Consider the following 24175-nt stretch of genomic DNA (forward strand, 5'->3'; position numbering starts at 1 on the left):
GGCGGTTTGATACTTAAATATAATAACAGAGGAGGAGGGATCCGAATGAAGCGCATTCTTTTATTTTGTTCCGCCGGAATGTCTACCAGCCTGCTGGTCACAAAGATGCAGAAAGCGGCACAGGAAAAAGGGGAAGATGTGGTGATAGACGCTTTCCCCGAAGCGGAAATGGCAAAGCATCTGGACGGCGCGGACGTCGTTCTGCTGGGCCCGCAAATCCGGTTTGCGCTGGCCAGGGCTAAAAAATTATGCAGCGAAAAAGGGATACCGGTCGACGTGGTCAACAGCATGGACTACGGAATGATGGACGGCGAAAAGGTGCTGCAAAAAGCCCTTAAAATGTGTGAGAATTCAAACGGAGGTGTATTGAAATGAGTAAAAAAGAAAATGTTCTGGAAGAAAAGATCATGCCGGTAGCGGATAAGATTGCCAACAACCGCTACCTGATCGCGATCCGTGACGGATTTATGCTGGCAATGCCCCTGCTGATCATCGGGGCGATGTCCCTGCTGATCGAGGAATTTCCGATCACGGGATACGGGGATTTTATGGCCGGAATTTTCGGCAAGCAGTGGGGGGACTTTTTCCTGGTTCCCTATCATGCGTCCATGGCGATTATGACGATCTTTGTGATCGTCGGTATTTCCAACAGCCTGGCAAAGCACTATCAGCAGGACGGCCTCAGCTGCGCGGTTATCTCGCTTGTCTCTTTCTTTGTACTGACTCCGTTCGTCACCAGTTTTACGCCCGAGGGGTCACAGACCGCCTATGAGGTCGGCAGCGTGATTCCAATGGAGTGGATTGGCTCGAAGGGTCTGTTCGTGGGCATGCTTTCGGCGATACTCGCCACGGAGCTTATGCGGTACATAACGGGCAAGGGATGGGTCATTAAAATGCCGGAAGGGGTTCCCCCGACTGTTTCAAGAGCTTTTTCAGCGCTGATTCCCGGCGCGATTACCATTTATGCCTTTGGAATCATCCGGCTGATTTTCGCATATACATCCTTCGGCACCATCCATAACTTTATCTATACGATTTTACAGCTTCCGCTGGTTTCCCTGGGCGACAGCCTCGGCGCCGTATTGATTGCAAACTTTTTTATCGGGCTGTTCTGGATGTTCGGCATCGCCGGCGCGGACGTCGTGCAATCGATCATGACCCCAATCTGGCTGGCCCTGTCGGCGGATAACCTCGCGGCGTTTGGAAAAGGAGAAGCTTTGCCCCACATTATTACCCAGCAGTTCAATTCCATTTATCTGTGGCTGGGCGGCGGCGGGGCCACCCTGGGACTGTGCCTTGCCCTTTTGCTGGTCTGCAAATCCCAGCAATGCAAAAAAATCGGCAGGCTTGCGATTCTTCCGGGACTTTTCAACATCAACGAACCGATCATATTCGGGCTTCCCGTGGTCCTCAACCCCATTATGGTGATTCCTTTTATCTGCACTCCGCTGATATTGGCGGTATTGACCTACTTTACCATGGCGGTCGGGCTGGTTCCGTATCCCAACGGCGTGGTCATTCCATGGACTACCCCGCCGATCATCGGGGGCTTCCTCATTTCCGGAATCAGGGGGGCAATCCTTCAGATTGTTGAAGTAGCGGTCTCATTCCTCATTTATCTGCCGTTTATCAAAGCGCAGGACAAGGAATACTGTGAGCAGGAAAAATTATATGAAAGCAAGGGCGACGATTCGGCTGCCGGATAAGGGAACGGTGCCGCAAGCCCTGCTGTAAAGGAGAATCATCATGAGAACGATCGGATTTTCGGTCTATCCGGCCCACGCAAGGCTGGAAGAAAATTTAGCTTATATTGACAAGGCGAACCGGTATGGATTTAAAAGGGTGTTCACCTGCCTGCTCTCCGTGGAAGGAGATAAGGAAAAAATCATTGACGAGTTCAAAAAAACAATTGCCCGCGCAAATCAGTACGGAATGAAGGTCATTGCGGACATCAACCCCTCCGTTTTTCAGTACCTTGAAGTGGATTATAACGATCTGCGGATTTTTAAAGACATGGGGCTTTATGGAATCCGCCTGGACAACGGATTTACGGGTTATGAGGAATCGGTGATGTCCTATAATGATTTTGGATTGAAAATTGAACTGAATATGAGCGCGGGGACGAAATATATCGACAATATCTTCAGCTATCAACCGAACGCCGATAATCTTTTAGGCTGCCATAATTTCTATCCTCACAGGTATTCCGGGCTTGGATACCGGCATTTTATGAACTGCAACGAGCAGTTTAAGAGCTTCCGTATCCGCACTGCGGCGTTTGTTTCCTCACAGAGCGCAAGCTTTGGCCCGTGGCCTGTAAACGAGGGCCTGTGCACGCTGGAGGAACACAGAAGCTTTCCCATCCAGGCGCAGGCAAAGCATCTGTTTTCCACCGATTTGATCGACGACGTCATCATAGCCAATGCCTTTGCGTCCGACGAAGAGCTGGAAGCCGTCGGCCGGGTCGACCCCTATCAGCTGACTTTGAAAATTCGGCCTGCGGACGGGATCTCCGACCTTGAAAGGGATATCATTTTTAACAAGCCCCATTTTAACAGGGGCGACATATCGGAATATATGATCCGGTCAAGCAAAAGCAGGGTAAAGGACGGAAGCGGGTTCAGGCCCCATAACACAAGGGACATCCGGCGGGGCGACATCACCATCGATAATATGCTCTATAAAAACTATACCGGGGAATTGCAGATTGCCCTCAGAGATATGAAAAACTCCGGAAGTACCAATGTCGTCGGGCGGATAGACGAGGAAGAGCTGTTTTTAATCGACTGCATAAAGCCCTGGCAGAAATTTGCCTTTACCGAATAAATTTTATAGCGCTCCGCCGCACATGCCGGCCCGAAAATGAGCAAACGAAAAGAGAAAATGTATGTTCACAATGGATAAAATTTATCACGCCGAAGCGGTTCTGAAGGACGTCGCCCACAGGACGGAATTAATATACGCGCCGCACATCAATCCGGAAAGCGAAGTTTACCTGAAGCCGGAAAACCTGCAGAGAACGGGCTCCTTCAAAGTCCGCGGCGCGTATTATAAAATTTCACGGCTGTCCTCAGCAGGGCAGGCAAAAGGCGTCATTGCCTGCTCCGCGGGGAATCATGCGCAGGGCGTGGCCTTTGCCGCGGCAAAAAGAGGGATTCCGTCCCTGATCTGCATTCCGGAGGGGGCGCCGATTTCAAAGATCGAAGCGACCAAAAGCTACGGCGCGCAGGTGTGCCTTGTAAAAGGCGTGTACGACGACGCCTTTCAGAAAGCGTGCGAACTGCAAAAAGAGAGCGGGGCAGTCCTGATCCATCCGTTTAACGACCCCGATGTCATCGCGGGACAGGGAACCATCGGGCTGGAAATATTAAATGAGCTGCCCGATACCGACGCGGTGATTGTTCCGGTGGGCGGCGGCGGACTGATCTCCGGGATCGCTTTTGCCGTTAAAACATTAAAACCGGACTGCAAGGTATACGGGGTGCAGGCCAGCGGCGCGCCCGGAATGCTGAAATCCGTTGAGAACAGGAAGGTGGAGCCGCTCGCCGGCGTCTCCACCTTCGCGGACGGGATCGCTGTCAAATGTCCGGGAGACCTGACTTATGAGTTCTGCCGCAAATATGTGGACAAAATTGTGACGGTAACGGATGACGAAACGGCAATGGCCATTCTTGCGCTGATTGAGCGGTATAAACTGATTGCCGAAGGAGCCGGCGCGGTTTCCATTGCGGCGGCTATGTTCAACAAGATTGATATCAAAGGGAAAAAGGCGGTTTGCCTGCTTTCGGGAGGAAATATCGATGTTACCATCCTTTCCAAAGTCATCAACCGCGGGCTTCAGAAAGCGGGACGCCTGGGCGAGCTGGTCCTGAAAACGGCGGACAGACCCGGACAGATCAAGGAGGTGACCGCCATTATTGCCGACCTGGGCGCAAACGTGGTCAGCATCCATCACGACCGGAGCCGGGAGGATATCAGCGTGGACGCCTGTACTTTGAGCATCAGAATGGAGACAAAGGACAGCGGCCATTTGTCGGAAATCCGGCAGGCGATCACTAAAGCGGGTTATCTGCTCATCCATTAGGGATTCCCTCACGCGGATCACCGGTCAAAAAGGCGGGCACCATTTTCGGGTGCCCGCCTTTTTGCGCTGTGTTTTTACCAGCCGTTTCCATCGCCGTTCAGGCGGCGGCTCGCAAGGGCTTGGAAATTGGGAAAAAGTTCCGGTCCGCAAGATGTCAGGTCTCTATTTCACAGGAATTTTACCTTTTTCTAACGCTACCGATACCTTAGCGCTAATATACTGTAATCGAGAGGGTGAATGGTATGAACACGTCTTCGCACATTCTGATGGGCAAATTTCTGTCCCAATATGTAGAAACACATTACAGGATTCATCTGGAACGGAAGAGCTTTATTCTGGGCAATGTTCTGCCGGATTACTGTCCGTCCTTCCTGATTCGGCCGCATTACCTGAAAAACAATGCCGTGCACGTGCGGCATATCCTCCGGCTTCTTCTGTCGCGCCACTCTTCTGTATGTAATGACAAACGCTCTTCCCGCCTTTTGGGAATCCTCTGTCATTTCTATGCGGATTTTTTTTGTTACGCGCACAGCGACTGCTTCCCGGGGGGCCTGTCGGAGCATATTGCCTATGAAAACAGGCTTCACCGCTATTTTACGGAAAATCTGGAACAGCTTTCCTTCCTCCGCTTTACGGCGCAGGCGGTGCCTGCGGAGAGTGCGGACGGCATCTACCGGCAGTTTGAGACGCTGCATTCCGGGTACCTTGTGTCGCATCTGTCCTTTGGGAACGATCTGCTGTACGCCATGATGGCCTGCATCGATCTGATCGTCCTTACTTACGGATGTACGGCGGCGGAAGAAGGGCAGGCCGATCCCTGCCATTTTGACAATCTGAAAGCGGTATAGCCGGGAAAGGGGCGGAAAAGTTGCGGATTGCATTTTTTACGGATACTTTTTACCCGCAGGTCAACGGGGTTTCCAACACATTGTCCTATTTGAGCCGGTATCTGAAGGCCAGAAATATCGAGCATGTCTTTTTTGCTCCCGATTACGGCTTCGATTCCGACGAGTGCGCGGGTCTGCCTGTGACGAGGTTCAAAGGCTTTTGCCCGATCATCTATCCGGGGTGCCGGATCGCGTTTGCGCCGCTGGAAAAGATAACCGGCCTTCTTGCGGAATTCGCCCCGGATGTGGTACATATCGTAACCGAGCTGAGTATGGGTCTGGTCGGGCTGCGCGCGGCAGAGGCGCTGGGGATTCCGGTCGTGATGTCTTACCATACCAATTTTGACAAATATCTTCATTTTTACCACCTGACCTATTTCAGTCAGGCTCTGTGGCATTATATGAAATGGTTCCACAGCTTTGCGCTGGTAAATCTGTGCCCCTCCCGCGATACGCTGGAATCCATGAAGCGGCGGGGGTTTCAAAATCTGGGCATCTGGTCGCGCGGAATCGACCTGGACCGTTTCGACCCCTCCCATTTTTCGCCGGAGCTGAGAGAGCGGCTTGGGGCCCGGGACAAAACCGTATTTTTGTACGTCGGCCGGGTTTCGGTGGAAAAGGGCCTCGACGTCCTGATGCAAAGCATCCGCGCCGTCAATGAAACCCACGGTGACCGGGTGCAGTTCTGGATTACCGGAGACGGTCCCTTTTTAAGGGAGATCGCATCCTTAAAACTGCCGAACGTCGTTTTTACCGGCGAGAAGCGGGGTGCGGAGCTGGCGCAGGTCTATGCCAGCGCGGACGCGTTTGTGTTTCCATCCGGAACCGAAACCTTCGGGAACGTATTGCTGGAAGCCATGGCCAGCGGGCTTGCGCCCATCTGCACGGACTCCGGAGGGGTGACGGACTATACGGTTCACGATGAAAATGCGCTCGTATGCCGGTATGGGGATTCCGACAGCCTTTCGCGGGCCATCCTTGACCTGCTGGATCCCCAGCTGCGCAGCCGGATCCGCCAGAAGGCCCTTCAGACGGCAAAAAGCAGAAGCTGGGATTCCATATTCGATTCCCTGATGCTGCACTACGGATCGGCGACGCTTTCTCTTCCCGCCCGACGGCAGGCCGATATCCATAAATCCTGATCGATATATGGAAAAAGATTGATTTTATACGCCCTGTACGCCGAGCCGTACAGGGAGAAGGAGACAGCATGAAAATAGCGGTGATAGGAACGGGCTATGTGGGGCTGGTCACGGCCGTTTGCTTGGCGCATTGGGGGCATGAGGTGACCTGCGTCGAGACGGATACGGAAAAGCTTTCCATCCTGAGGGCGGGACGTTCCCCTATTTTTGAAAAAGGGGTGGAGGAATTGATGCAAAGCTGTGCCGAAAAGCTGGCTTACACGGACGACTGCGGCGAAGCGTGCCGCGGCGCGCAGGCCGCCTTTATCTGTGTCGGAACGCCCGAACGCGAGGACGGATTCGCAAATTTGAAGCAGGTTTTTGCGGTCGCCAAACAGATCGCCGCCTCCGCGCGCGGGGACTGCGTCTGCGTTGTCAAATCCACCGTGCCGATCGGTACCAACCGCAAATTGGAGCGGCTGTTTTTTTCGGAGGCCGGAAAGGGCGTTACGATCGAAGTCGCCTCCAACCCGGAATTTTTATCGCAGGGCACCGCCGTCCGCGATTTTCTGTTTGGTCCACGGGTCGTCATCGGCGTGGAAAGCGCGCATTGCGGGGAAATCCTCAGGAGCATTTACGCCGGTTATCAGGGACAGGTCATCGTAACCGACCGGCAGACGGCCGAAATGATCAAGTATGCGTCCAATGACTTTCTGGCCCTGAAAATCTCCTATATCAACGAAATCGCCAATCTGTGTGAAATCGTGGGGGCGGATGTGGAAACGGTCGCGCGCGGGATGGGGGCGGACAGCCGCATCGGAAAGAATTTTCTGCGCGCGGGCATCGGCTACGGAGGGTCCTGCTTCCCAAAGGATACCAAGGCGCTCCACTGGCTGGCCAAATACTACGATTATGAGATCAAGACGATCAAGGCCGCAATCGAAGTGAACGAGAACCAGAAGATCCGGCTGATCAAAAAGTCCCGCCGGTATTATCAGAACCTGGAAGGATTGTCAGTCGCCGTTTTGGGGCTCACCTTCAAGCCGGATACGGACGACCTGAGAGACGCGCCGTCCCTGCAGAATATTGCCGTTTTGCTGCAGGAGGGGGCGGACGTCCGCGTGTGGGACCCTTCCGGGTATGAACGCATCAAAAGGCTGTATCCTCATCAGATCACCTGCTGCGGCACGATCGGGGAAGCGATTCAGGATGCTCATCTCTGCCTGATCCTGACGGAGTGGGAGCAGATCCGGAACTTTGACCCCGCCGGATATGCACAGCACATGAAAAGGCCGGTTGTGATCGACGGGCGCAACTGCTACAGCCCGGCTGCCGTTCAGGGTGCGGGCATCGTCTATGACTCTGTCGGCAGGCCCCGCGTTCTGCCGGAAAACTGGGCGGATCAAACGGGCCGCGTGCTTTATCTGCCGGTCGATCCCCGAAAAACAGCGCCGGATTTCCATACATTCCATGAGGCCTGACAGATTCTGCTTCTGCTTACAGTACGATAAACGGACCTTATACGGACCCGCCTCTTCCAGGGCGGATTTTCCGTAACCGGTTCGTTTTTTTATTTTCCCTCTTGAAAAGAGAATGGGAAAGTCATATAATGATGGGGAAAAGTGACTTGTCAGTCATGTGACTGAACAGTCACCACGGCTAAGAAATAAAAAGGGAGGGGTTTGATGCCGAAACAGACTTTCTTCAATCTTCCTGCGGAGAAACGCAAGTGGATTCTGAACGTCGCCGTAAAGGAGTTTGCGGAGCAGGGCTATAAAGGCGCCAATATCTCCAGAATGGTGCAGGAGGCCGGGATTGCGAAAGGCAGCTTCTACCAGTATTTCGAGGATAAGGACGATCTTTATCTTTATATCGTCACCATCATCGCCGGGAAGAAGCTTGCGATCTACGAGAGGGAAAAAGGGCGGCTGGAGGATTTATCCCTCACCGGATTTCTGAGGGTGGTTTCCCATCAGATGTTTCGGGACTTTATGGAGAACCCCGAGCTGCTGCGCATCGGGGCGGATTTCGTACAACTTGAGGGAGAACCGGTGTATCAGAAAATCATGAAACTCTATCCCGACATGACCAGTTCGTTTTTTGTTCCCTTTATTGAACATGAGATCGGGCAGGGCGAGATTTCGGGGAAGGTAAATCCGCGCCTGCTCAATTTTATTCTGGTCAGCCTGGGACTGTATCTCTCTTATGACTTGAAAACGACGAACGCCGAAACGATCCAGGAGGAACTTGTCGATCAGATTCTTGACGATATGGAATATATCCTGAAGAACGGCATTTATACCGGTAAGGGAAAATCAATGTGAGCAGACGCTTTGATTTGGAGGGGGAATCCTGAGCTTGGACACAATTTTACAGGTCAAGGGCCTGACAAAGGAATACCATATGGGCGAAGTGACGGTACATGCGCTGCAGGGTGTGGATTTCACCGTTGGCGAAGGGGAGTTTGTCGTCATTCTCGGGCCTTCCGGTTCCGGGAAAAGTACGATTTTAAACATTGTGGGGGGAATCGACGTCCCCACGGCGGGTCAGGTGCTTTATCGCGGGCAGGACATCAGCGGCTATAACCAGAAAAAGCTTACGAATTACCGCCGGAACGCCGTTGGGTTCGTATTCCAGTTCTATAATCTCATGCAGAATCTCACCGCGCTGGAAAATATCACCCTGGCTTCGGAAATGGCGGCGCATCCGATCGACCCGCGCAAGCTGCTCGCCCAGATCGATATGGCGGAGCGCGGCGGGCATTTTCCGTCGCAGCTTTCCGGCGGGCAGCAGCAGCGCGTGGCGATTGCCCGCGCGATCGCCAAAAATCCCGATATTTTGCTTTGCGACGAGCCGACCGGCGCGCTGGACGTATCCACCGGAATTCAGGTGCTTCACCTGCTGAAGGATTTCAACGAAAGCTACCGCAAGACGGTGGTCATCATTACGCACAACGCCGGAATCGCCGAAGTCGCCGACCGGGTCCTGACTGTAAAGGACGGCCGGATCGCCGGCGACCGGAGCAATTCCAACCCGATTGCGCCCGAGGAGGTGGCATGGTGACGCTTTGGAAGCAGGCCGTCCGGGGCGTGTGGCGCAGCCGAAAATCCTATCTTGCCTGTATCGTGCTTCTGGCGATGGGAATTATGGTTTATGTTTCCTATCAGCTGCTTTATGTCAATCTTTCCTCCGCACAGAAACAGTTTTATGCGTCGCAGCGGTTTGCGGACGGGTTCGCCTCGGTGGATGCCATCCCGGCCGGTGCCGTAAAGAACCTGTCCGATATCAAAGGGATTTCCCGCATGGACTCCTCCATTACGCTGGACGCCAGGGTGGTGGGGCTGAGCGACACCAAAATCGTCACGCTCAGGCTGAATTCCTTTGACCCCGAAGCTCCCGAACGGCTGAACAATTTTGTTCTGGAAAAGGGAACGGTTCCGGAAAGCGGGGGCCTTCTGATCGGGCAGACCTTTGCCGCCGCAAACAAGCTCGCGGTCGGGGATACCGTCCGCCTGATCGTGAACGGTCAGGAAATCGAGCGTCAGATTACGGGCATCGCCCAAAGCCCGGAATACGTTTACGTCATCCCGGACACGGGCCAGCTCCTTCCCGACGACAGTGCGTTTGGGTTCGCCTTTGTCCCGGCGGCCGATCTGGAAACGCTGGGCAGCGGCAGGGGGATCGCCAACCGCCTGTCCTTCCTTCTGGAGAAGGGGGCGACCTTCCGGCAGGTGGAGGCTCCGCTGCGCGAAGCGCTGGAGCCGTACGGCCTGCGATCTCTGGCCGCGAGGAAGGACCAGCCCAGCCACGCGATGCTGCAGCAGGAAATCGACCAGCTTGGAAATATGAGCACCAGCATCCCGACGGTTTTCATCGTGATGGCCGTCCTGATCCTGTACATCATGCTCAAGCGCATGATCGAGCAGGAGCGGATGCAGATCGGGACCTTGAAAGCCTTCGGGTTTTCCAACTGGACTATCGTCCTGCACTACCTGTCCTACGGCGGGGTTACCGGGGCTGTCGGCGGCGCTGCGGGCGTGCTGCTGGGGCTTGTGATGACCGGGGGAATGACGGAGCTGTATCTGGATTATTTCAGTTTGCCCTCCATTCAGGTCCCGCCAGACCCGTTTTACATCCTGATGGGACTGCTGATCGCCGTCCTGTCAGGGCTTTTCGGCGCGTTTATGGGGGTCAGGGGCGTGCTCAGGCTGGAGCCCGGGGAAGCCATGCGGCCGCCGTCGCCTCCGGTGGTGAAAAGCGATCTTTTCGCACGGCTCCCGCTGATCCGGAAGCTTCTTACCTCCTACGGGTTCATGGCGTCGCGCAATATCACCCGCAATAAATTCCGCAGCACGTTCGTGCTGATCGGCATGGCCTTTGCGTTTGCTATCACCGCGTTTATGGCCTCTTACGGCGACATGTTCAAAACAATGATGCTGGACCAGTTCACGAAGGTGGAGGTCTACGACCTGAAAATCACCCTCAAAACTCCCGCCGGCGCGGCCGATGCCATGGAGGCGGCGGACGCCCTGAAAGGGGTCGACAGCGCCGAAGCGATTCTGGAGCTTCCGGCTGAGCTCCACCGGGAGCATCTGCAGGAAGCCGTTTCACTGACAGCGCTTCCCGATGACGCCGGGCTTTACCGGATTTATGACATCGACAGCAAACAGAATCACAGCCCGCCGAAGGAGGGAATCCTGCTCAGCAGTACGCTGGCCAAAAAGCTTCAGGCGAAGCGGGGGGACGTTCTCACCGTGCGCACGCCTTATACCGGCGACAGGGACATTCCGCTTCCGGTGATGGGCGTGGTCCACACGAACTCCGGGGCCTCCGCGTTCGTCAGCCTGAAGGGCATCTGGAGCGCGCTGGACATTCCGCCCACGGTCAACAGCATCCTGCTGTCCGCGAAGGACCCGCAGGCGATCAAGGCGGAGCTGACGGACGCGAAAAACGTGGCCGCCATGACCGATCAGAAGGAGGCCAAGGCAAGCTATATGGATATGTTCAGCACCTATTCCACACTGATGGACATGATGCAGGGAATCGGGATCATCATCGCTTTCGCCATTATTACCAACACGGCTTCGATCTCCCTTTCCGAGCGGAAGCGGGAATACGCCACCATGCGGGTCCTCGGGATGCATCCGAAGGAAATAGGGAAAGTGGTCAGCTTTGAATACTGGGTGCTGTCGCTTGGCGCGCTGCCCCCGGGCATCCTGCTTACGCGGATGATCAAGCAGGCCATGGCGGCTACGATAGACAGCGATCTGTTTACCATGCCCCTCAGCACCTCGCCGGGAAGCTATCTTTCGGCGGCGGTCCTCTGCGCGGCGACGGTGGCGCTGTCCAACCGTCTCGCCAGAAGGAGAATATCCAAATTCGACATGGTCGAAGTTCTGAAGGAAAGGGAGTGAGCCTTTTGAAAAAAATTGTAAAACTGGTGCTTCTGCTGCTTGTCGTCCTTGCCGCGGGCGCGGGCGCCTACCTGTATAAAACGGCTCCGCTGAAGGTGGAAACGGAGGTGCTCCGCCCGGAAACGGCGACGCTGACTTTTACCGAGCAGGGCGATTATGCTTACGACAATCAATACGACCTGTATCCTCTGGTGTCCGGGGAAATCCTCGGCGTACATGTGAAAAAAGGCCAGGCGGTGAAAAAAGGCGACGTGATCGCCGAGGTGTACGACCCCGACTATCCCTATCAGATTAAACAGCTTCGGAGCAGCATCGGCGGCTACAATGCCCAGATCGCGAATCTGGGGCTTCAGGAGCAGAAGGAGCATGACAACGCCGCCGTAACGCTGGAAACGCTGAAGGGCCAGCTGGCCGCCCTGCGGGCGGAAATGGCCAAGAGCGGGGACACCACTCACTCCATTGAAAAGCAGATTCAGATCCAGGCAAACGTTGTGGAAATGAATCAGCGCAACGCCGATCTGGCGCACGAATATTACAGAGACGTCCGGGATCTCGACGACGAGACGATCCGCACGGCAAAAGAGGCATATAATCAGGCCAGAAGCATCCTGTACCAGAGCCAGCTTGTTTTGGAGCAGCTCCGGGGCGGGAAGCCTTCCGAGGAACTGTATCAGGCGCAGGAGAGCGCGCTGGAAACCCAGATCGAATCCACGTCGGCGCTGTTGGAAAAAGGATATTCCTCCGGCATGCAGCAGTATTATCAGTCGCAGATCGAAGCGGCAAAGCTGAGCATCGCGCAGATGACGGAAAAAAAGGGCAGGGCGACCATCTACGCGCCGGTGGCCGGCGTCATCACCGACCTGCCGGTCCTGAACAAGAATATCGCGGAGCAGCAGACGCCCGTCGCCAAAATCTCCTCCGGAGAAGTGGTGGAGACTTTTATTCCGGTCAGGGAAATCGACGGGGTAAAGGTGGGCGATCAGGTGGATTTGCTGCTGGATAAACGCATGGGAGAGAAAACGATCAAAGGGCAGGTCCTGAAAATAGAAGGGGAAGCGCAGGTCAAGACGTCCTCCCTCGGCGTGGAAGAGCGCAAGATCCGGGCTTTGATTCAGCCGAAGGAAAATGTCCTGGAAATCGGCTACGATATCGACGTCCGGTTTACCGTGTACACCCGGCAGAACGCTTTGGTCGTGCCAAAAACAGCCGTATTTGAAAAAGATGGAAGCGACTGTGTCTGGATTGTGAAAAACGGGGTTCTGGCGGTGCAGAAGGTGACCAAGGGGGTCGAAACCAGCGACGGCTGTATCATTGAGAAGGGCCTTTCCGCGGGCGACGCGGTGGTCATTGACGCCGACAACGAAAACCTGGCGCCGGGAAAGCGCGCGGAATCATGAAATTGCTTCCGGCATCCGATTTCCTGTAAAAAGGGGTTGACAGGAATCCGGATTTGTGGTACTCTCAATAAAATTAAATGAAAAACCGTTGATGCGGAGATAACGATAGTCATGCTCTTACAGAGAGCCCGCGATGCTGGGAATCGGGCAGAAAACAGATTATCAAATGGACCGCAGAGGGCGCAGTCAAAGGCGGAAGCCGAGTATTCTGCGACGTGTTGGCATACGTCAGTTGTCGGGGATATGTTGGTATCCCGCTAAGCGCACGGTTTGTGATACCGTGAATCAGGGTGGCACCGCGAGTTTTAAGCTCGTCCTTGACAAAAATTGTCAGGGACGGGCTTTTTTGTCGTCTCTGATCAGAATTTCCGATTTCAAGAAGAAAGGCGTGATCAGAAAATGGCGGTACCCAGCCTTACACAGGCAAAAACAATCGCAAAGACGGGAGAATACAAAATTCTCCCCGTCAGCTGTGAAATTTACAGCGACGTTATCACCCCGATCGAGGTTCTGCGAAAGCTCAAGAATGTCAGCAGTCACTGCTATCTGCTCGAGTCGGTGGAGAAGAGCCGGAAATGGGGCAGGTATACGTTCCTGGGGTTTGACCCGGTCATGGAGCTTTCCTGCACCGGCGGAAAGCTTGTCATCCGGGCCGGTTCCTCCGTGACGATGGATGTGAAACACCCCAAAGAAATGATCCGGCAGGTGCTTGCGGACAACAAAAGCCCGCGCTTTGAAAACCTCCCGCCCTTCACCGGCGGGCTGGTCGGCTACTTTTCTTACGATTACATCAAGTATGCGGAGCCCTCTCTCCGGCTGGACGCAAAGGACGAGGAAGGCTTCAGGGACGTCGACCTCATGCTCTTCGACAAAGTGATTGCCTTCGATAATTTCCGGCAGAAAATTATTTTGATCGTCAATGCCCGGTGTGACGATATCGACCGGGAATACGAGCGGGCCGGGATGGAGCTTAAAAATTTAAGGGAACTCATCCTTCACGGCGCCTGCCGGAACGAAATCCCGGGCAGGATGACGTCGCCGGTCCGGGAGCTGTTCAGCCGCGAGGAATACTGCGCAATGGTTGAAAAGGCGAAGGACTATATCCGTGAGGGGGAACTGTTTCAGGTCGTACTGTCCAACCGGCTGGACGCGGATTTTGAAGGAAGCCTTCTGAATACCTACCGTGTTTTGCGGACCATCAATCCTTCCCCTTATCTGTTTTATTTTTCGAGCGACGACATCGAGATTGCCGGGGCTTCCCCCGAAACCCTTGTGAAGCTGGAAAACGGTGTGCTGAAAACCTTTCCTCTGGCCGGGACCCGGCCGCGCGGCGCAACGGAGGAGGAAAACAAACGGCTGGAAGAGGAGCTTCTGGCCGACGAGAAGGAATGCGCCGAGCACAATATGCTGGTCGATCTGGGGCGCAACGACATTGGGAAAATCAGCAGCTTCGGCAGCGTGCGGGTGGAAAAATATAAGAGTATTGAACGCTTCTCGCACGTGATGCATATCGGGTCCGCCGTGTCCGGAAAAATCCGGTCCGGCCGGGACGCCGTGGACGCGGTGGAGGCTGTGCTCCCGGCAGGGACCCTTTCCGGGGCTCCCAAAATCCGCGCCTGTCAGATCATCCATGAGCTTGAAAACAACAAGCGGGGCATTTACGGCGGAGCCATCGGCTATATCGATTTTTCCGGGAACCTGGACACCTGCATCGCGATCCGGCTCGCCTTTCAGAAAAACGGCAGGGTGTTTGTCCGTTCGGGCGCGGGGATTGTGGCCGACAGCGTGCCGGAAAACGAGTATCAGGAATGCATCAATAAGGCCGGAGCCGTCGTAAAGGCGCTGGAAATCGCACAGGGAGGGATGACGGATGATCCTGCTGATCGATAACTACGACAGCTTTACCTATAACCTTTATCAGCTTGTCGGGACGGTCAATCCGGAGATCCGGGTGATCCGGAACGACGAAATGACCGTTGAAGAAGTAAGGGATTTATGTCCCTCCCATATGATTTTGTCGCCAGGACCCGGCTATCCCAAAGACGCGGGCATCTGCACCGCCGCCGCGTCGGAGCTCGGGAAAGAAATTCCGCTTCTTGGCGTATGCCTCGGCCATCAGGCCGTCTGCGAGGCGTTCGGAGCGGCCGTTTCCCACGCAAAGCGGCTGATGCACGGCAAGGCGTCCGAGGTGACCCTTGACGGCGGCTGTCCTGTTTTCAGGGGGCTTCCCGGTCGGATTCAGGCGGCGCGGTATCACTCCCTCGCGGCGGTCCGGGACACCCTTCCGGAGTGTCTGCGGATTACGGCCGAAACGGACGACGGAGAGGTGATGGGAGTCATGCACCGGGAATACCCCGTATTCGGCGTACAGTTTCACCCCGAATCCATTCTGACGCCGGACGGCGTTCAAATCATCCAAAATTTTCTTCACTTGTGAAAGGAGTCTGACCAATGATTAAGGAAGCAACCGCAAAACTGATTGAAAGAGAAAATCTGACCTATGACGAAGCCGTTGCCGTAATGGATGAAATCATGGGGGGAAATACGTCCCAGGTACAGACGGCGGCTTTTCTCGCGTCCCTGTCCGCAAAGGGGGAGACCATCGAGGAAATTACCGCCTGCGCCGCCGGAATGCGCGCCCACGCCACGCCCGTCGTTTGTGGTTCCGACCTTTTGGAAATCGTCGGGACGGGAGGGGACGGCGCAAACTCCTTCAACATATCGACCACCGCCTCCATCGTCGTCGCCTCCTCGGGGGTGAAGGTGGCCAAACACGGCAACCGCGCGGCCTCTTCCCAAAGCGGCGCCGCCGACTGTCTGGAGGCTTTGGGCGTGAAAATCAGCCTTACTCCGGAAAAATGCGCACAGCTGCTCGATACGATCGGAATCTGCTTTTTCTTCGCACAGAGCTATCATTCGTCCATGAAATACGTCGGCCCGGTCCGGAAAGAGATGGGCGTGCGCACCATCTTCAATATTCTCGGCCCGCTGACCAATCCGGCCTCGGCCAACCTGCAGCTGCTGGGCGTTTATTCCGGGGCGCTGGTCGAGCCGCTCGCCCGGGTGCTCTCGAATCTCGGGGTCAGGCGGGGCATGGTGGTTTACGGGCGGGATAAGCTGGATGAAATCTCCATGTCCTCTCCCACGGATATCTGTGAATTTCAGGACGGCCGGTTCAGAAAATACACGATCACGCCGGAAGACTTCGGCTTCAAATCCTGCTTAAAAGCGGACCTGACGGGGGGAACGCCGGAAGAAAACGCGCGCATTACCCTCGATATTTTAAATGGGGCAAAGGGCGCGAAGCGGGAAGCGGTCCTTTTGAACGCCGGGGCCGGGCTGTACCTTTCCGGAAAGGCGGAAACGCTGCAGGAAGGCGCCCGGCTGGCCGCCGAGCTGATCGACAGCCAAAAAGCGAAGGCAAAGCTGGATGAATTCATCCGGGAATCCAACAGGGAGGCGAAGGTGAGTTGATTTTAGACGAGCTTGCGGCCTACGCGAAACAGCGGGTGCAAGGGGCCAAAGAAAAAATCGGTACGGAAGAAATCAAGGAACGGGCTCTCCGCCTTCCGAGGGGCGGCTTCCGGTTTGAAAACGCTTTGAAGGGTTCAAAGCTGTCTTTTATCTGCGAGATCAAGAAGGCGTCCCCTTCCAAAGGAGTTCTTTCCCGGGACTTTCCTTATCTTGAAATCGCGAGGGAATATGAAAAGGCGGGCGCGGACTGCGTTTCCTGCCTTACCGAGCCGAAGTGGTTCTTAGGCTCCGGTCAGATATTCCGTGAGATCCGAGACGGCGTTTCCCTTCCGATGCTCCGAAAGGACTTTGCCGTCGACGAATATCAGCTCTATGAGGCAAGGTGCATGGGGGCCGACGCGGTGCTTCTGATCTGCTCCCTGCTCGATACCCAAACGCTGGCGCGGTATCTTGCCGTCTGTGACGGGATGGGAATATCGGCTTTGGTGGAGACCCACGACGAAGAGGAAGTAAAGTCCGCGGTGTCGGCGGGCGCCCGCCTGATCGGGGTCAACAACCGCAATCTGAAGGATTTTACCGTGGATTTTTCAAACGCGGCGAAGCTGAGAAATCAGATCCCTTCCTCCGCTCTGTTTATCGCGGAATCGGGCGTAAGCTCGACCGGCGATGTGGCGGCCCTCAAAGAAATCGGGGCCGACGCCGTTCTGGTCGGCGAGGCCCTGATGCGGGCGGAGGATAAGAAGGCCCTTCTCTCGGCCTTTCGGGGGGCGGCGGGATGAACGGGACGAAGATCAAGATATGCGGCCTTTTCAGGCCCTGTGACGCCGAATTTGTCAACAGCGCCCAACCGGACTTCGCAGGCTTTGTGTTCTATGAGAAAAGCCGCCGGAACGTAACGCCCCAAGAGGCGCGGAAGCTGAGAGAGGCGATCCGCCCGGAAATCAGGACCGCCGGGGTATTTGTGGACGCTCCTTTGGAGCAGATCGCGGCGCTTTACCGTGAAAGAACCATCGGAATTGTCCAGCTGCACGGAGGCGAGGACGACCTCTTTATCGAAAGTCTCCGGAAAACGCTTCCGCGGGCCGAAATCTGGAAAGCGTTCAAAATCCGCTCGGAAAAGGACCTTCTGGCCGCTGAACGGAGCTGTGCCGACAGGGTGCTTTTGGACAACGGCTACGGGACCGGGAAATGCTTCGACTGGTCGCTGATCAAAAGCTTTTCCCGCCCGTTTATCCTGGCGGGGGGCCTGACGCCCCGGAACATTCCCGAAGCGGTGCTGCGGTTTCACCCTTACGCGGTTGATCTGAGCTCGGGCGTGGAAAAGGACGGCCTGAAAGACCGCGATAAAATCGCGGCGGCGGTGGACGCGATAAGGTCGATGGAAGAATACTGAAAACAGAAGGGATTGCACCCTTCTTTCAAGGAGGTACCTATGTCAAAAGGCAGATTTGGCATTCATGGCGGCCAGTATATACCGGAGACGCTGATGAACGCCGTAATGGAATTGGAAGAAGCCTATCGTCACTACAAATGCGACCCACAGTTTCAGGAGGAGCTTGCCGATCTTCTGAACAATTACGCAGGAAGACCGTCGCGCCTTTATTTCGCCGAAAAAATGACAAGGGAGCTGGGCGGGGCCAAGGTCTACCTGAAGCGGGAGGATCTGAATCACACCGGCGCGCACAAAATCAACAACGTGCTCGGTCAGGTTCTTCTGGCCAGGAAAATGGGCAAGACCCGCGTGATCGCCGAAACCGGGGCCGGCCAGCACGGCGTGGCGACCGCGACGGCGGCGGCGCTGATGGACATGGAATGCGAGATTTTTATGGGGAAGGAGGACACCGAAAGGCAGGCGCTGAACGTTTACAAGATGCGGCTTTTGGGTGCGCGGGTCCATCCGGTCACCTCCGGCACGGGCACCCTGAAGGATGCGGTGTCCGAAACCATGCGGGAATGGACGAGCCGGATTGCCGACACCCATTATGTCCTCGGGTCGGTGATGGGGCCGCACCCGTTTCCCACCATCGTGAGGGATTTTCAGTCGGTGATCTCCAGGGAGATCAGGGAACAGCTCATGGAAAAGGAAGGCCGCCTTCCCGACGCGGTGCTTGCCTGTGTGGGCGGCGGTTCCAACGCCATCGGCGCTTTTTATCATTTCATTGAAGACCCGTCGGTGCGTCTGATCGGATGCGAGGCGGCCGGAAGGGGCGTCGATACCTTTGAAACGGCGGCGACCGTGACGACCGGAAAGCTGGGGATTTTTCACGGGATGAAATCCTATTTCTGTCAGGATGAATACGGTCAGATCGCGCCGGTCTACTCCATTTCCGCCGGGCTCGACTACCCGGGCGTCGGTCCGGAGCACGCCTGGCTTCACGATATCGGGCGGGCGGAGTATGTGGCCGTCACCGATGACGAGGCCGTGGACGCCTTTGAGTACCTTTCCCGTACGGAGGGCATCATCCCCGCCATTGAAAGCGCCCACGCCGTGGCTTACGCCAGAAAGCTGGCGCCCCAAATGGGCCGGGACAAAATCGTCGTGATCAACCTCTCGGGGCGGGGCGACAAGGACTGCGCGGCCATCGCGCGGTACAGAGGGGAGGAGATTTTTGAATGAGCCGTATCAAAAAAGCGTTTGAACAGGGGAAGGCCTTCATCGCCTTTCTGACCTGCGGAGACCCCGATCTTGAAACCACCGAACAGCTCGTCAAAGGAATCGCCGCCGCCGGCGCGGACCTTATCGAACTGGGAATTCCCTTCTCCGACCCTACGGCGGAAGGTCCCGTTATTCAGGAGGCGAACCTGCGCGCGCTTACCGCGGGCGCAACGACGGACAAAATCTTCGACATGGTGCGCAGGGTCAGGCAAACCGTCGGCGTTCCCATGGTTTTCATGACTTATGCCAATGTGGTGTTTTCCTACGGAACCGAGCGCTTTTTGAAAATCGCCGCCGAAATCGGCATGGATGGGGTGATCCTTCCGGATGTGCCCTTTGAGGAAAAGGAGGAATTTGCCCCGGTGTGCCAAAAGCACGGCCTTGATTTTATTTCCCTCGTTGCCCCGACCTCGAACGACCGCATCAAAAAGATTGCAAAAGAAGCTTCCGGCTTTGTTTACTGCGTGTCCTCTCTCGGGGTCACGGGCATGAGAAGCGAGATTACCTCGGATGTGGGTTCCATGGTAAGGCTGGTCCATGAGTCCGGCGGCGTCCCGGCGGCGGTCGGCTTCGGAATCTCAACGCCGGAGCAGGCGGCGCGGATGGCGAAAACAGCCGACGGAGTCATTGTCGGCTCCGCCATTGTGAAGCTGATCGGGCAGCACGGCAGGGAAGCCCTCCCCTTTGTCGCGGATTATGTGCGGGCTATGAAAGAAGCGGTCGGCCGGGCTGAAACGCGTGCGCGGGAATAAACCCCCGGATGTTTCCGTGATGTCGACCCGGGGAATTCGTAAAAAACACTGGTAAAACGATCGGAATTATATTATAATAAAGTCTATAAAAAATGAAATAGGTTTAAGGTGTCGGAAAAGCGAAAGCTTGGTTCCGATGAAAAGGGAAACAGGTGCAAATCCTGTACGAACTCGTCACTGTGATAAGGGAGCTGCGGCAAAAAGCCACTGATCAGGAATTGGGAAGGCGGCCGTAAACGATGATCTTTCAGCCAGGAGACCTGCCTTAAACGCAGCAACTACAGCCACGAGTAACTGGTTTGGAATGGATAAGGCAGGTCTGACCATGCCTTTTGATACCTCCATGCCCTTGTGGCAATGGAGGTATTTTGATTGTGGCGAAGGTATTGATGATTCAGGGGACCATGTCGAACGCGGGGAAAAGCCTGCTTACAGCCGGCCTGTGCAGAATCCTGAAGCAGGACGGGTACCGTGTCGCTCCCTTTAAATCCCAGAATATGGCGCTGAACTCCTATATTACGGAGGAAGGGCTGGAAATGGGAAGGGCGCAGGTCATGCAGGCGGAAGCGGCGGGAATCAGGCCGTCCGTTCTGATGAACCCCATTCTGTTAAAGCCCACCAATGACATCGGCTCCCAGGTGATCGTCAACGGGGAAGTCGTCGGCAATATGAGCGCGAAAGAATACTTCGCCTATAAAAGGGAGCTGATTCCGGATATCAGAAGGGCGTTTCACGAACTGGAAAAGCAGGCGGACGTCATTCTTGTAGAGGGCGCGGGCAGTCCGGCGGAAATCAACCTGAAAGAAAACGATATCGTCAACATGGGGCTGGCGGAAATGCTGGACGCCCCGGTGCTTCTGGTCGGAGATATCGACCGGGGCGGCGTCTTTGCCCAGCTGCTCGGCACCCTGATGCTTCTGGAAGATCACGAAAAGGCAAGGGTAAAGGGCCTGATCATCAATAAATTCCGGGGCGACCCTTCGATCCTCGATCCGGGAATCCGTATGCTGGAGGAAAAAAGCGGCGTGCCGGTCGTCGGGGTAATTCCCTATATGGACATTTCCGTCGAGGATGAGGACAGCCTGACCGGCCGGTTCGATCAAAAAGAAGAGGCGCAGATCGACATTGCCGTCATCCGTTTTCCCCGGATTTCCAATTTTACCGACTTTTCCGTCTTTGAGCAGATCGAGGGCGTTTCCGTCCGCTATGTGGATTCCGCCGCGCAGCTGCACCGTCCGGATATGATTATTCTGCCGGGCAGTAAGAATACGATGGGCGACTTGAAATGGATGCGGCAGAACGGGCTGGAAGCGGCGGTCAAAAAGAGAGCGGGCGAAAGCGTGATCTTTGGCGTCTGCGGCGGCTATCAGATGCTTGGCCGCACTGTTTCGGACCCTTACGAAGTGGAAGAGGGCGGCGCGGTCCGAGGGATGGAGCTGCTCCCCGTGAACACCGGGCTGGAGACCCGAAAGGTTCGTACCCGTGTGGAGGGGGCCTTTGAACAAGTACCCGGGATTTTCTCCGGGCTGTCGGGCAGGAAAATAAAGGGATACGAAATCCATATGGGCGTCAGCAGCGCGGAACCGGGCAGCCCGCCGCTGTGCTCCCTGACCAATGTGCTGGACGGCGGGGAAAAAAAGGACGGAAGCTCCGGTGAAGCTGTTTACGGCACCTATGTGCACGGAATCTTTGACGAAGGGGAAATCGCGTCCGTCGTCGTAAGGGCACTTGCCCGCAGGAAGGGCCTCTCCATGGAAAGCGGCCTGACGATGGACTACGGGGCCTTTAAGGAATCCCAGTACGACAAGCTTGCGGATACGCTGAGAAAGCATCTCGACCTGGACGGGATTTACCGGATTTTAAACGGAGGGACCTATGACAAAAGAAGCGTTGGCTGAATTAAAAATCGACAGGCCGGACGAAAGAATCCGGCAGAAAGTAAAGAAAATCTGGGACGGAATTGCAAAGCCGCTGGACGGGCTGGGTCAGTTTGAAGCGATCCTTGCGCAGATCGGGGCGATCACCGGAACCGTACAGATCGACCTTTCTAAAAAAGCCGTGGTCGTCCTGTGCGCGGACAACGGCATCATAGAAGAGCAGGTGAGCCAGTGCGGGCAGGAGGTGACGGCCGCCGTCGCTTCCAGCATGGTTCTGGGAACCTCCTCCGTCTGTAAGATGGCGAAAAGGGTAGGAGCGGACGTGCTCCCGGTGGACATGGGAATCAACTGCGAAAAAGAAATTCCGGGGCTGATCCAGCGCAAAGTTGCCCGCGGAACGAAAAATTTCCTGAAGGAACCGGCCATGTCGGAAGAGGAGGCCCTCCGGGCGATCGCGGCGGGAATGGAGATCGCGGCAAAATGCGGCGGGCAGGGATACCGGATCCTGGCGACCGGCGAAATGGGAATCGGCAATACCACGACCAGCAGCGCGATGGCCGCGGCACTGCTGCAGTGCCGCGCCGAAGAGGTCACGGGAAAGGGCGCGGGCCTGAGCAGGGAAAAGCTAAAGCATAAACAGGAAGTGGTCAGGCGGGCGCTGGAAAGATACCGGTTCCAAAAAGACGAGGCGCTGCGGATTCTGGCAAGCGTCGGGGGATACGACATCGCCGGGCTCGCCGGCGTTTTTATCGGGGGGGCTCTCCGCCATATTCCCGTTGTTGTCGACGGAGTTATCAGCGCGGTGGCGGCGCTGACGGCGGAACGCCTTGTTCCCGGGGTAAGGGAGTATATCATCCCGTCCCACATCAGCAGGGAACCCGCGGCAAAGAGGATTTTTGAGGAGCTCGGGGTCCGTCCGGTCATAGACGCCGGGCTGGCTTTGGGGGAAGGAACGGGCGCGGTGATGATGTTTGCCCTTTTGGACGTCGCGCTTGCCGTATATGAGAACCAGACCACTTTTGACGATATCAGCACGGAGCAGTATGTCCGGTATGAATAGCCTTGAGACTGACGGCAAAGTCGCGCAACCGTAAAATTGCGGTGCAATTTGTCTGCAAACTGAGAAATATACGGCATGACGGAAGGGGGAGAAAATGGTTGTACTGATTACGGGCGGCAGCGGCAGCGGCAAATCCGCGTACGCGGAAAAAGCGGCGGTTTCGCTCGCCGGAAAAGGGACGCTGTATTATCTGGCGACCATGAAGGTTTCCGACGGCGAGAGCAGAAAAAAGGTGGACAGGCACCGCGGCCTGCGGGCGGGGAAAGGATTCCTGACCATTGAACAGCCGGCCGATATCCTTCGGGCCGTACCCCGGATGAACCGGGGAAAAGGAACGGTGCTGCTCGAGTGCCTGTCCAATCTTGCGGCCAATGAAATGTTTGCTTCAAAAGAAATCCGGTGTGACAAAGAGGCCGCGGATCAGCTCTGTGCGGAGCTTTGTTCCCTTGCGGAGCATACGGAGCATCTGGTGATCGTCACCAACAACGTCTTTGAGGACGGCGTTCCCTATGACGAAACAACGCGGGCTTATATGGAAGCGCTCGGCAAGGTCAACGCGTTTCTTGCCGCCCGGGCGGACGCGGTGACGGAAGTGGTGGTCGGGATTCCGGTTTCGATAAAAGGGAAACTGGTGTAGGATGGGAGAAAAAAGATGCCTGTTTTAAGATCACTGATGATTTCCTTTTCCATTTATTCCAAGATCCCGGTCCCGCAGCTAAAGTGGGAGGACCGGGATATGAAATATGTCCTCTGCTTTTTTCCGTGGGTCGGGGCCGTGATCGGCGTCCTCACGGTTTTGTGGGGGACGATCTGCCACTCTCTGGGGCTGGGTACGGTGCTGTACGCGGCTGTCGGGACGGCGATCCCGATTCTGATATCCGGCGGGTTTCATGTGGACGGTTTCATGGATACGATGGACGCGTTCCATTCCTATCAAAGCCGCGAAAAAAAGTTGGAAATCCTCAAGGACTCGCACATCGGCGCGTTTTCCGTGATACAGCTGGTTGTTTATACCCTGCTTTATTTCGGGGCGTATTCCGAAATCGATCAGCCAAGGGCTCTGGCGGTGGCGGGCGCTGGATTTTTTCTTTCCCGAACCCTGAGCGGAATCGGAGTGGTGACCTTTCCGAACGCAAAAAACGAAGGGCTTTTATACCTGTTTTCCAGCAAGGCTCATGAAAAAGCGGTGAAAGTTTCCCTGTACCTCCAGCTTCTGCTCTGTTTGGCGGCAATGCTGTGGCTGTCCCTGTGGACGGGGATCGCCGTTGCGGCGGGAGCGTTGCTGACCTTTTTCTGCTGGCGCCGCCGCTGCTTTCGGGAACTCGGGGGCATCACCGGGGACACCTGCGGCTATTTTGTGACGGTCTGCGAGGGGGTCAACGCGGCGGCCGCGGCGATCTGTTGTATCGCGGGGCTGGTTTAGAATTTATGAATCAATACCGAAGAGAGGGAA

General features: G+C 55.7%; 22 protein-coding genes, 1 riboswitch and 1 other annotated feature. All 22 genes read left to right on the forward strand.

The annotated features are described in order from the left end of the window. Positions 1-45 precede the first annotated feature (45 nt). The 22 genes from ACRQV7_RS02560 (at position 46) to ACRQV7_RS02665 (ending at position 24145) form a co-directional block, all read left to right on the forward strand. The gene (locus ACRQV7_RS02560) at positions 46-375 is read left to right on the forward strand and encodes a PTS sugar transporter subunit IIB (protein WP_275716989.1); all 330 of its coding nucleotides are present in this window, start codon (positions 46-48) and stop codon (positions 373-375) included. After that, positions 372-1706 carry a PTS cellobiose transporter subunit IIC gene (celB, locus tag ACRQV7_RS02565; RefSeq protein WP_444659315.1) on the forward strand — a complete coding sequence of 445 codons (1335 nt, stop codon included), beginning with the start codon at positions 372-374 and terminating at the stop codon, positions 1704-1706. Before ACRQV7_RS02560 ends, celB begins: the two co-directional genes overlap by 4 nt. 40 nt (positions 1707-1746) lie before the next feature. Continuing rightward, positions 1747-2826, forward strand: a complete 1080-nt coding sequence (locus tag ACRQV7_RS02570; protein ID WP_444659316.1) for a DUF871 domain-containing protein — start codon at positions 1747-1749, stop codon at positions 2824-2826. A 61-nt stretch (positions 2827-2887) separates the two neighbouring features. Beyond that, entirely contained in the window at positions 2888-4084 is a 1197-nt protein-coding gene (gene ilvA / locus ACRQV7_RS02575) for a threonine ammonia-lyase (protein ID WP_444659318.1), read from the forward strand. A 242-nt stretch (positions 4085-4326) separates the two neighbouring features. Beyond that, entirely contained in the window at positions 4327-4932 is a 606-nt protein-coding gene (locus tag ACRQV7_RS02580; protein ID WP_444659319.1) for a zinc dependent phospholipase C family protein, read from the forward strand. A gap of 20 nt (positions 4933-4952) precedes the next feature. After that, positions 4953-6113 carry a glycosyltransferase family 4 protein gene (locus ACRQV7_RS02585; protein WP_444659320.1) on the forward strand — a complete coding sequence of 387 codons (1161 nt, stop codon included), beginning with the start codon at positions 4953-4955 and terminating at the stop codon, positions 6111-6113. A 68-nt stretch (positions 6114-6181) separates the two neighbouring features. Further along, positions 6182-7573, forward strand: coding sequence for a UDP-glucose dehydrogenase family protein (locus tag ACRQV7_RS02590; protein WP_444659321.1), 1392 nt, complete (start codon positions 6182-6184; stop codon positions 7571-7573). Between the two features lie 204 nt (positions 7574-7777). Then, positions 7778-8416: a TetR/AcrR family transcriptional regulator gene (locus ACRQV7_RS02595; RefSeq protein WP_275716975.1), complete on the forward strand. Its 639-nt coding sequence runs from the start codon at positions 7778-7780 to the stop codon at positions 8414-8416. 34 nt (positions 8417-8450) lie between these two features. After that, entirely contained in the window at positions 8451-9155 is a 705-nt protein-coding gene (locus ACRQV7_RS02600; RefSeq protein ID WP_275716973.1) for an ABC transporter ATP-binding protein, read from the forward strand. Further along, positions 9149-11506, forward strand: coding sequence for an ABC transporter permease (locus ACRQV7_RS02605; RefSeq protein WP_444659322.1), 2358 nt, complete (start codon positions 9149-9151; stop codon positions 11504-11506). The genes ACRQV7_RS02600 and ACRQV7_RS02605 overlap by 7 nt, the downstream gene beginning before the upstream one ends. Before the next feature lie 5 nt (positions 11507-11511). Beyond that, positions 11512-12903: an efflux RND transporter periplasmic adaptor subunit gene (locus ACRQV7_RS02610; RefSeq protein ID WP_444659323.1), complete on the forward strand. Its 1392-nt coding sequence runs from the start codon at positions 11512-11514 to the stop codon at positions 12901-12903. 79 nt (positions 12904-12982) lie between these two features. Beyond that, positions 12983-13225, forward strand: a binding site (T-box leader). A gap of 77 nt (positions 13226-13302) precedes the next feature. Next, the gene (gene trpE / locus ACRQV7_RS02615; RefSeq protein WP_444659324.1) at positions 13303-14793 is read left to right on the forward strand and encodes an anthranilate synthase component I; all 1491 of its coding nucleotides are present in this window, start codon (positions 13303-13305) and stop codon (positions 14791-14793) included. Then, positions 14774-15340, forward strand: coding sequence for an anthranilate synthase component II (locus ACRQV7_RS02620; protein WP_444659325.1), 567 nt, complete (start codon positions 14774-14776; stop codon positions 15338-15340). Before trpE ends, ACRQV7_RS02620 begins: the two co-directional genes overlap by 20 nt. A gap of 14 nt (positions 15341-15354) precedes the next feature. Next, positions 15355-16377 carry an anthranilate phosphoribosyltransferase gene (gene trpD / locus ACRQV7_RS02625; protein WP_444659326.1) on the forward strand — a complete coding sequence of 341 codons (1023 nt, stop codon included), beginning with the start codon at positions 15355-15357 and terminating at the stop codon, positions 16375-16377. Next, complete coding sequence (gene trpC, locus ACRQV7_RS02630; protein WP_444659327.1) at positions 16374-17156, forward strand: indole-3-glycerol phosphate synthase TrpC; 783 nt, start codon at positions 16374-16376, stop codon at positions 17154-17156. Before trpD ends, trpC begins: the two co-directional genes overlap by 4 nt. Beyond that, on the forward strand, positions 17153-17770 hold the full coding sequence (locus ACRQV7_RS02635) for a phosphoribosylanthranilate isomerase (RefSeq protein WP_444659328.1): 618 nt from the start codon (positions 17153-17155) through the stop codon (positions 17768-17770). The genes trpC and ACRQV7_RS02635 overlap by 4 nt, the downstream gene beginning before the upstream one ends. A gap of 39 nt (positions 17771-17809) precedes the next feature. Next, positions 17810-18994, forward strand: coding sequence for a tryptophan synthase subunit beta (trpB, locus tag ACRQV7_RS02640; RefSeq protein WP_444659329.1), 1185 nt, complete (start codon positions 17810-17812; stop codon positions 18992-18994). Then, a complete protein-coding gene (trpA, locus tag ACRQV7_RS02645) occupies positions 18991-19785 on the forward strand; it encodes a tryptophan synthase subunit alpha (protein WP_444659330.1) in 795 nt (264 codons plus the stop codon). Before trpB ends, trpA begins: the two co-directional genes overlap by 4 nt. 89 nt (positions 19786-19874) lie before the next feature. Further along, a riboswitch (cobalamin riboswitch) is annotated at positions 19875-20067 on the forward strand. A 92-nt stretch (positions 20068-20159) separates the two neighbouring features. After that, positions 20160-21683, forward strand: a complete 1524-nt coding sequence (locus ACRQV7_RS02650) for a cobyric acid synthase (protein WP_444659331.1) — start codon at positions 20160-20162, stop codon at positions 21681-21683. Further along, a complete protein-coding gene (gene cobT / locus ACRQV7_RS02655) occupies positions 21661-22722 on the forward strand; it encodes a nicotinate-nucleotide--dimethylbenzimidazole phosphoribosyltransferase (protein WP_444659332.1) in 1062 nt (353 codons plus the stop codon). The genes ACRQV7_RS02650 and cobT overlap by 23 nt, the downstream gene beginning before the upstream one ends. Before the next feature lie 94 nt (positions 22723-22816). After that, positions 22817-23359: a bifunctional adenosylcobinamide kinase/adenosylcobinamide-phosphate guanylyltransferase gene (locus tag ACRQV7_RS02660; protein ID WP_444659333.1), complete on the forward strand. Its 543-nt coding sequence runs from the start codon at positions 22817-22819 to the stop codon at positions 23357-23359. A gap of 15 nt (positions 23360-23374) precedes the next feature. Continuing rightward, positions 23375-24145, forward strand: coding sequence for an adenosylcobinamide-GDP ribazoletransferase (locus tag ACRQV7_RS02665; protein ID WP_444659334.1), 771 nt, complete (start codon positions 23375-23377; stop codon positions 24143-24145). Positions 24146-24175: the final 30 nt, after the last annotated feature.

This window comes from Caproiciproducens lactatisolvens (genome assembly GCF_052443335.1).
GTDB lineage: Bacteria > Bacillota > Clostridia > Oscillospirales > Acutalibacteraceae > Caproiciproducens.

What these genes read in the sequence shown, in the direction of transcription:
- ACRQV7_RS02560 (WP_275716989.1), top strand. Translation starts at nt 46, where the DNA reads ATGAAGCGCATTCTTTTATTTTGTTCCGCCGGAATGTCTACCAGCCTG.
- ACRQV7_RS02580 (WP_444659319.1), top strand. Translation starts at nt 4,327, where the DNA reads ATGAACACGTCTTCGCACATTCTGATGGGCAAATTTCTGTCCCAATAT.
- ACRQV7_RS02635 (WP_444659328.1), top strand. Translation starts at nt 17,153, where the DNA reads ATGAACGGGACGAAGATCAAGATATGCGGCCTTTTCAGGCCCTGTGAC.
- ACRQV7_RS02570 (WP_444659316.1), top strand. Translation starts at nt 1,747, where the DNA reads ATGAGAACGATCGGATTTTCGGTCTATCCGGCCCACGCAAGGCTGGAA.
- ACRQV7_RS02660 (WP_444659333.1), top strand. Translation starts at nt 22,817, where the DNA reads ATGGTTGTACTGATTACGGGCGGCAGCGGCAGCGGCAAATCCGCGTAC.
- celB (WP_444659315.1), top strand. Translation starts at nt 372, where the DNA reads ATGAGTAAAAAAGAAAATGTTCTGGAAGAAAAGATCATGCCGGTAGCG.
- ACRQV7_RS02605 (WP_444659322.1), top strand. Translation starts at nt 9,149, where the DNA reads ATGGTGACGCTTTGGAAGCAGGCCGTCCGGGGCGTGTGGCGCAGCCGA.
- cobT (WP_444659332.1), top strand. Translation starts at nt 21,661, where the DNA reads ATGACAAAAGAAGCGTTGGCTGAATTAAAAATCGACAGGCCGGACGAA.
- ACRQV7_RS02665 (WP_444659334.1), top strand. Translation starts at nt 23,375, where the DNA reads ATGCCTGTTTTAAGATCACTGATGATTTCCTTTTCCATTTATTCCAAG.
- ilvA (WP_444659318.1), top strand. Translation starts at nt 2,888, where the DNA reads ATGTTCACAATGGATAAAATTTATCACGCCGAAGCGGTTCTGAAGGAC.
- trpD (WP_444659326.1), top strand. Translation starts at nt 15,355, where the DNA reads ATGATTAAGGAAGCAACCGCAAAACTGATTGAAAGAGAAAATCTGACC.
- trpA (WP_444659330.1), top strand. Translation starts at nt 18,991, where the DNA reads ATGAGCCGTATCAAAAAAGCGTTTGAACAGGGGAAGGCCTTCATCGCC.
- ACRQV7_RS02620 (WP_444659325.1), top strand. Translation starts at nt 14,774, where the DNA reads ATGATCCTGCTGATCGATAACTACGACAGCTTTACCTATAACCTTTAT.
- trpE (WP_444659324.1), top strand. Translation starts at nt 13,303, where the DNA reads ATGGCGGTACCCAGCCTTACACAGGCAAAAACAATCGCAAAGACGGGA.
- ACRQV7_RS02590 (WP_444659321.1), top strand. Translation starts at nt 6,182, where the DNA reads ATGAAAATAGCGGTGATAGGAACGGGCTATGTGGGGCTGGTCACGGCC.
- trpB (WP_444659329.1), top strand. Translation starts at nt 17,810, where the DNA reads ATGTCAAAAGGCAGATTTGGCATTCATGGCGGCCAGTATATACCGGAG.
- ACRQV7_RS02595 (WP_275716975.1), top strand. Translation starts at nt 7,778, where the DNA reads ATGCCGAAACAGACTTTCTTCAATCTTCCTGCGGAGAAACGCAAGTGG.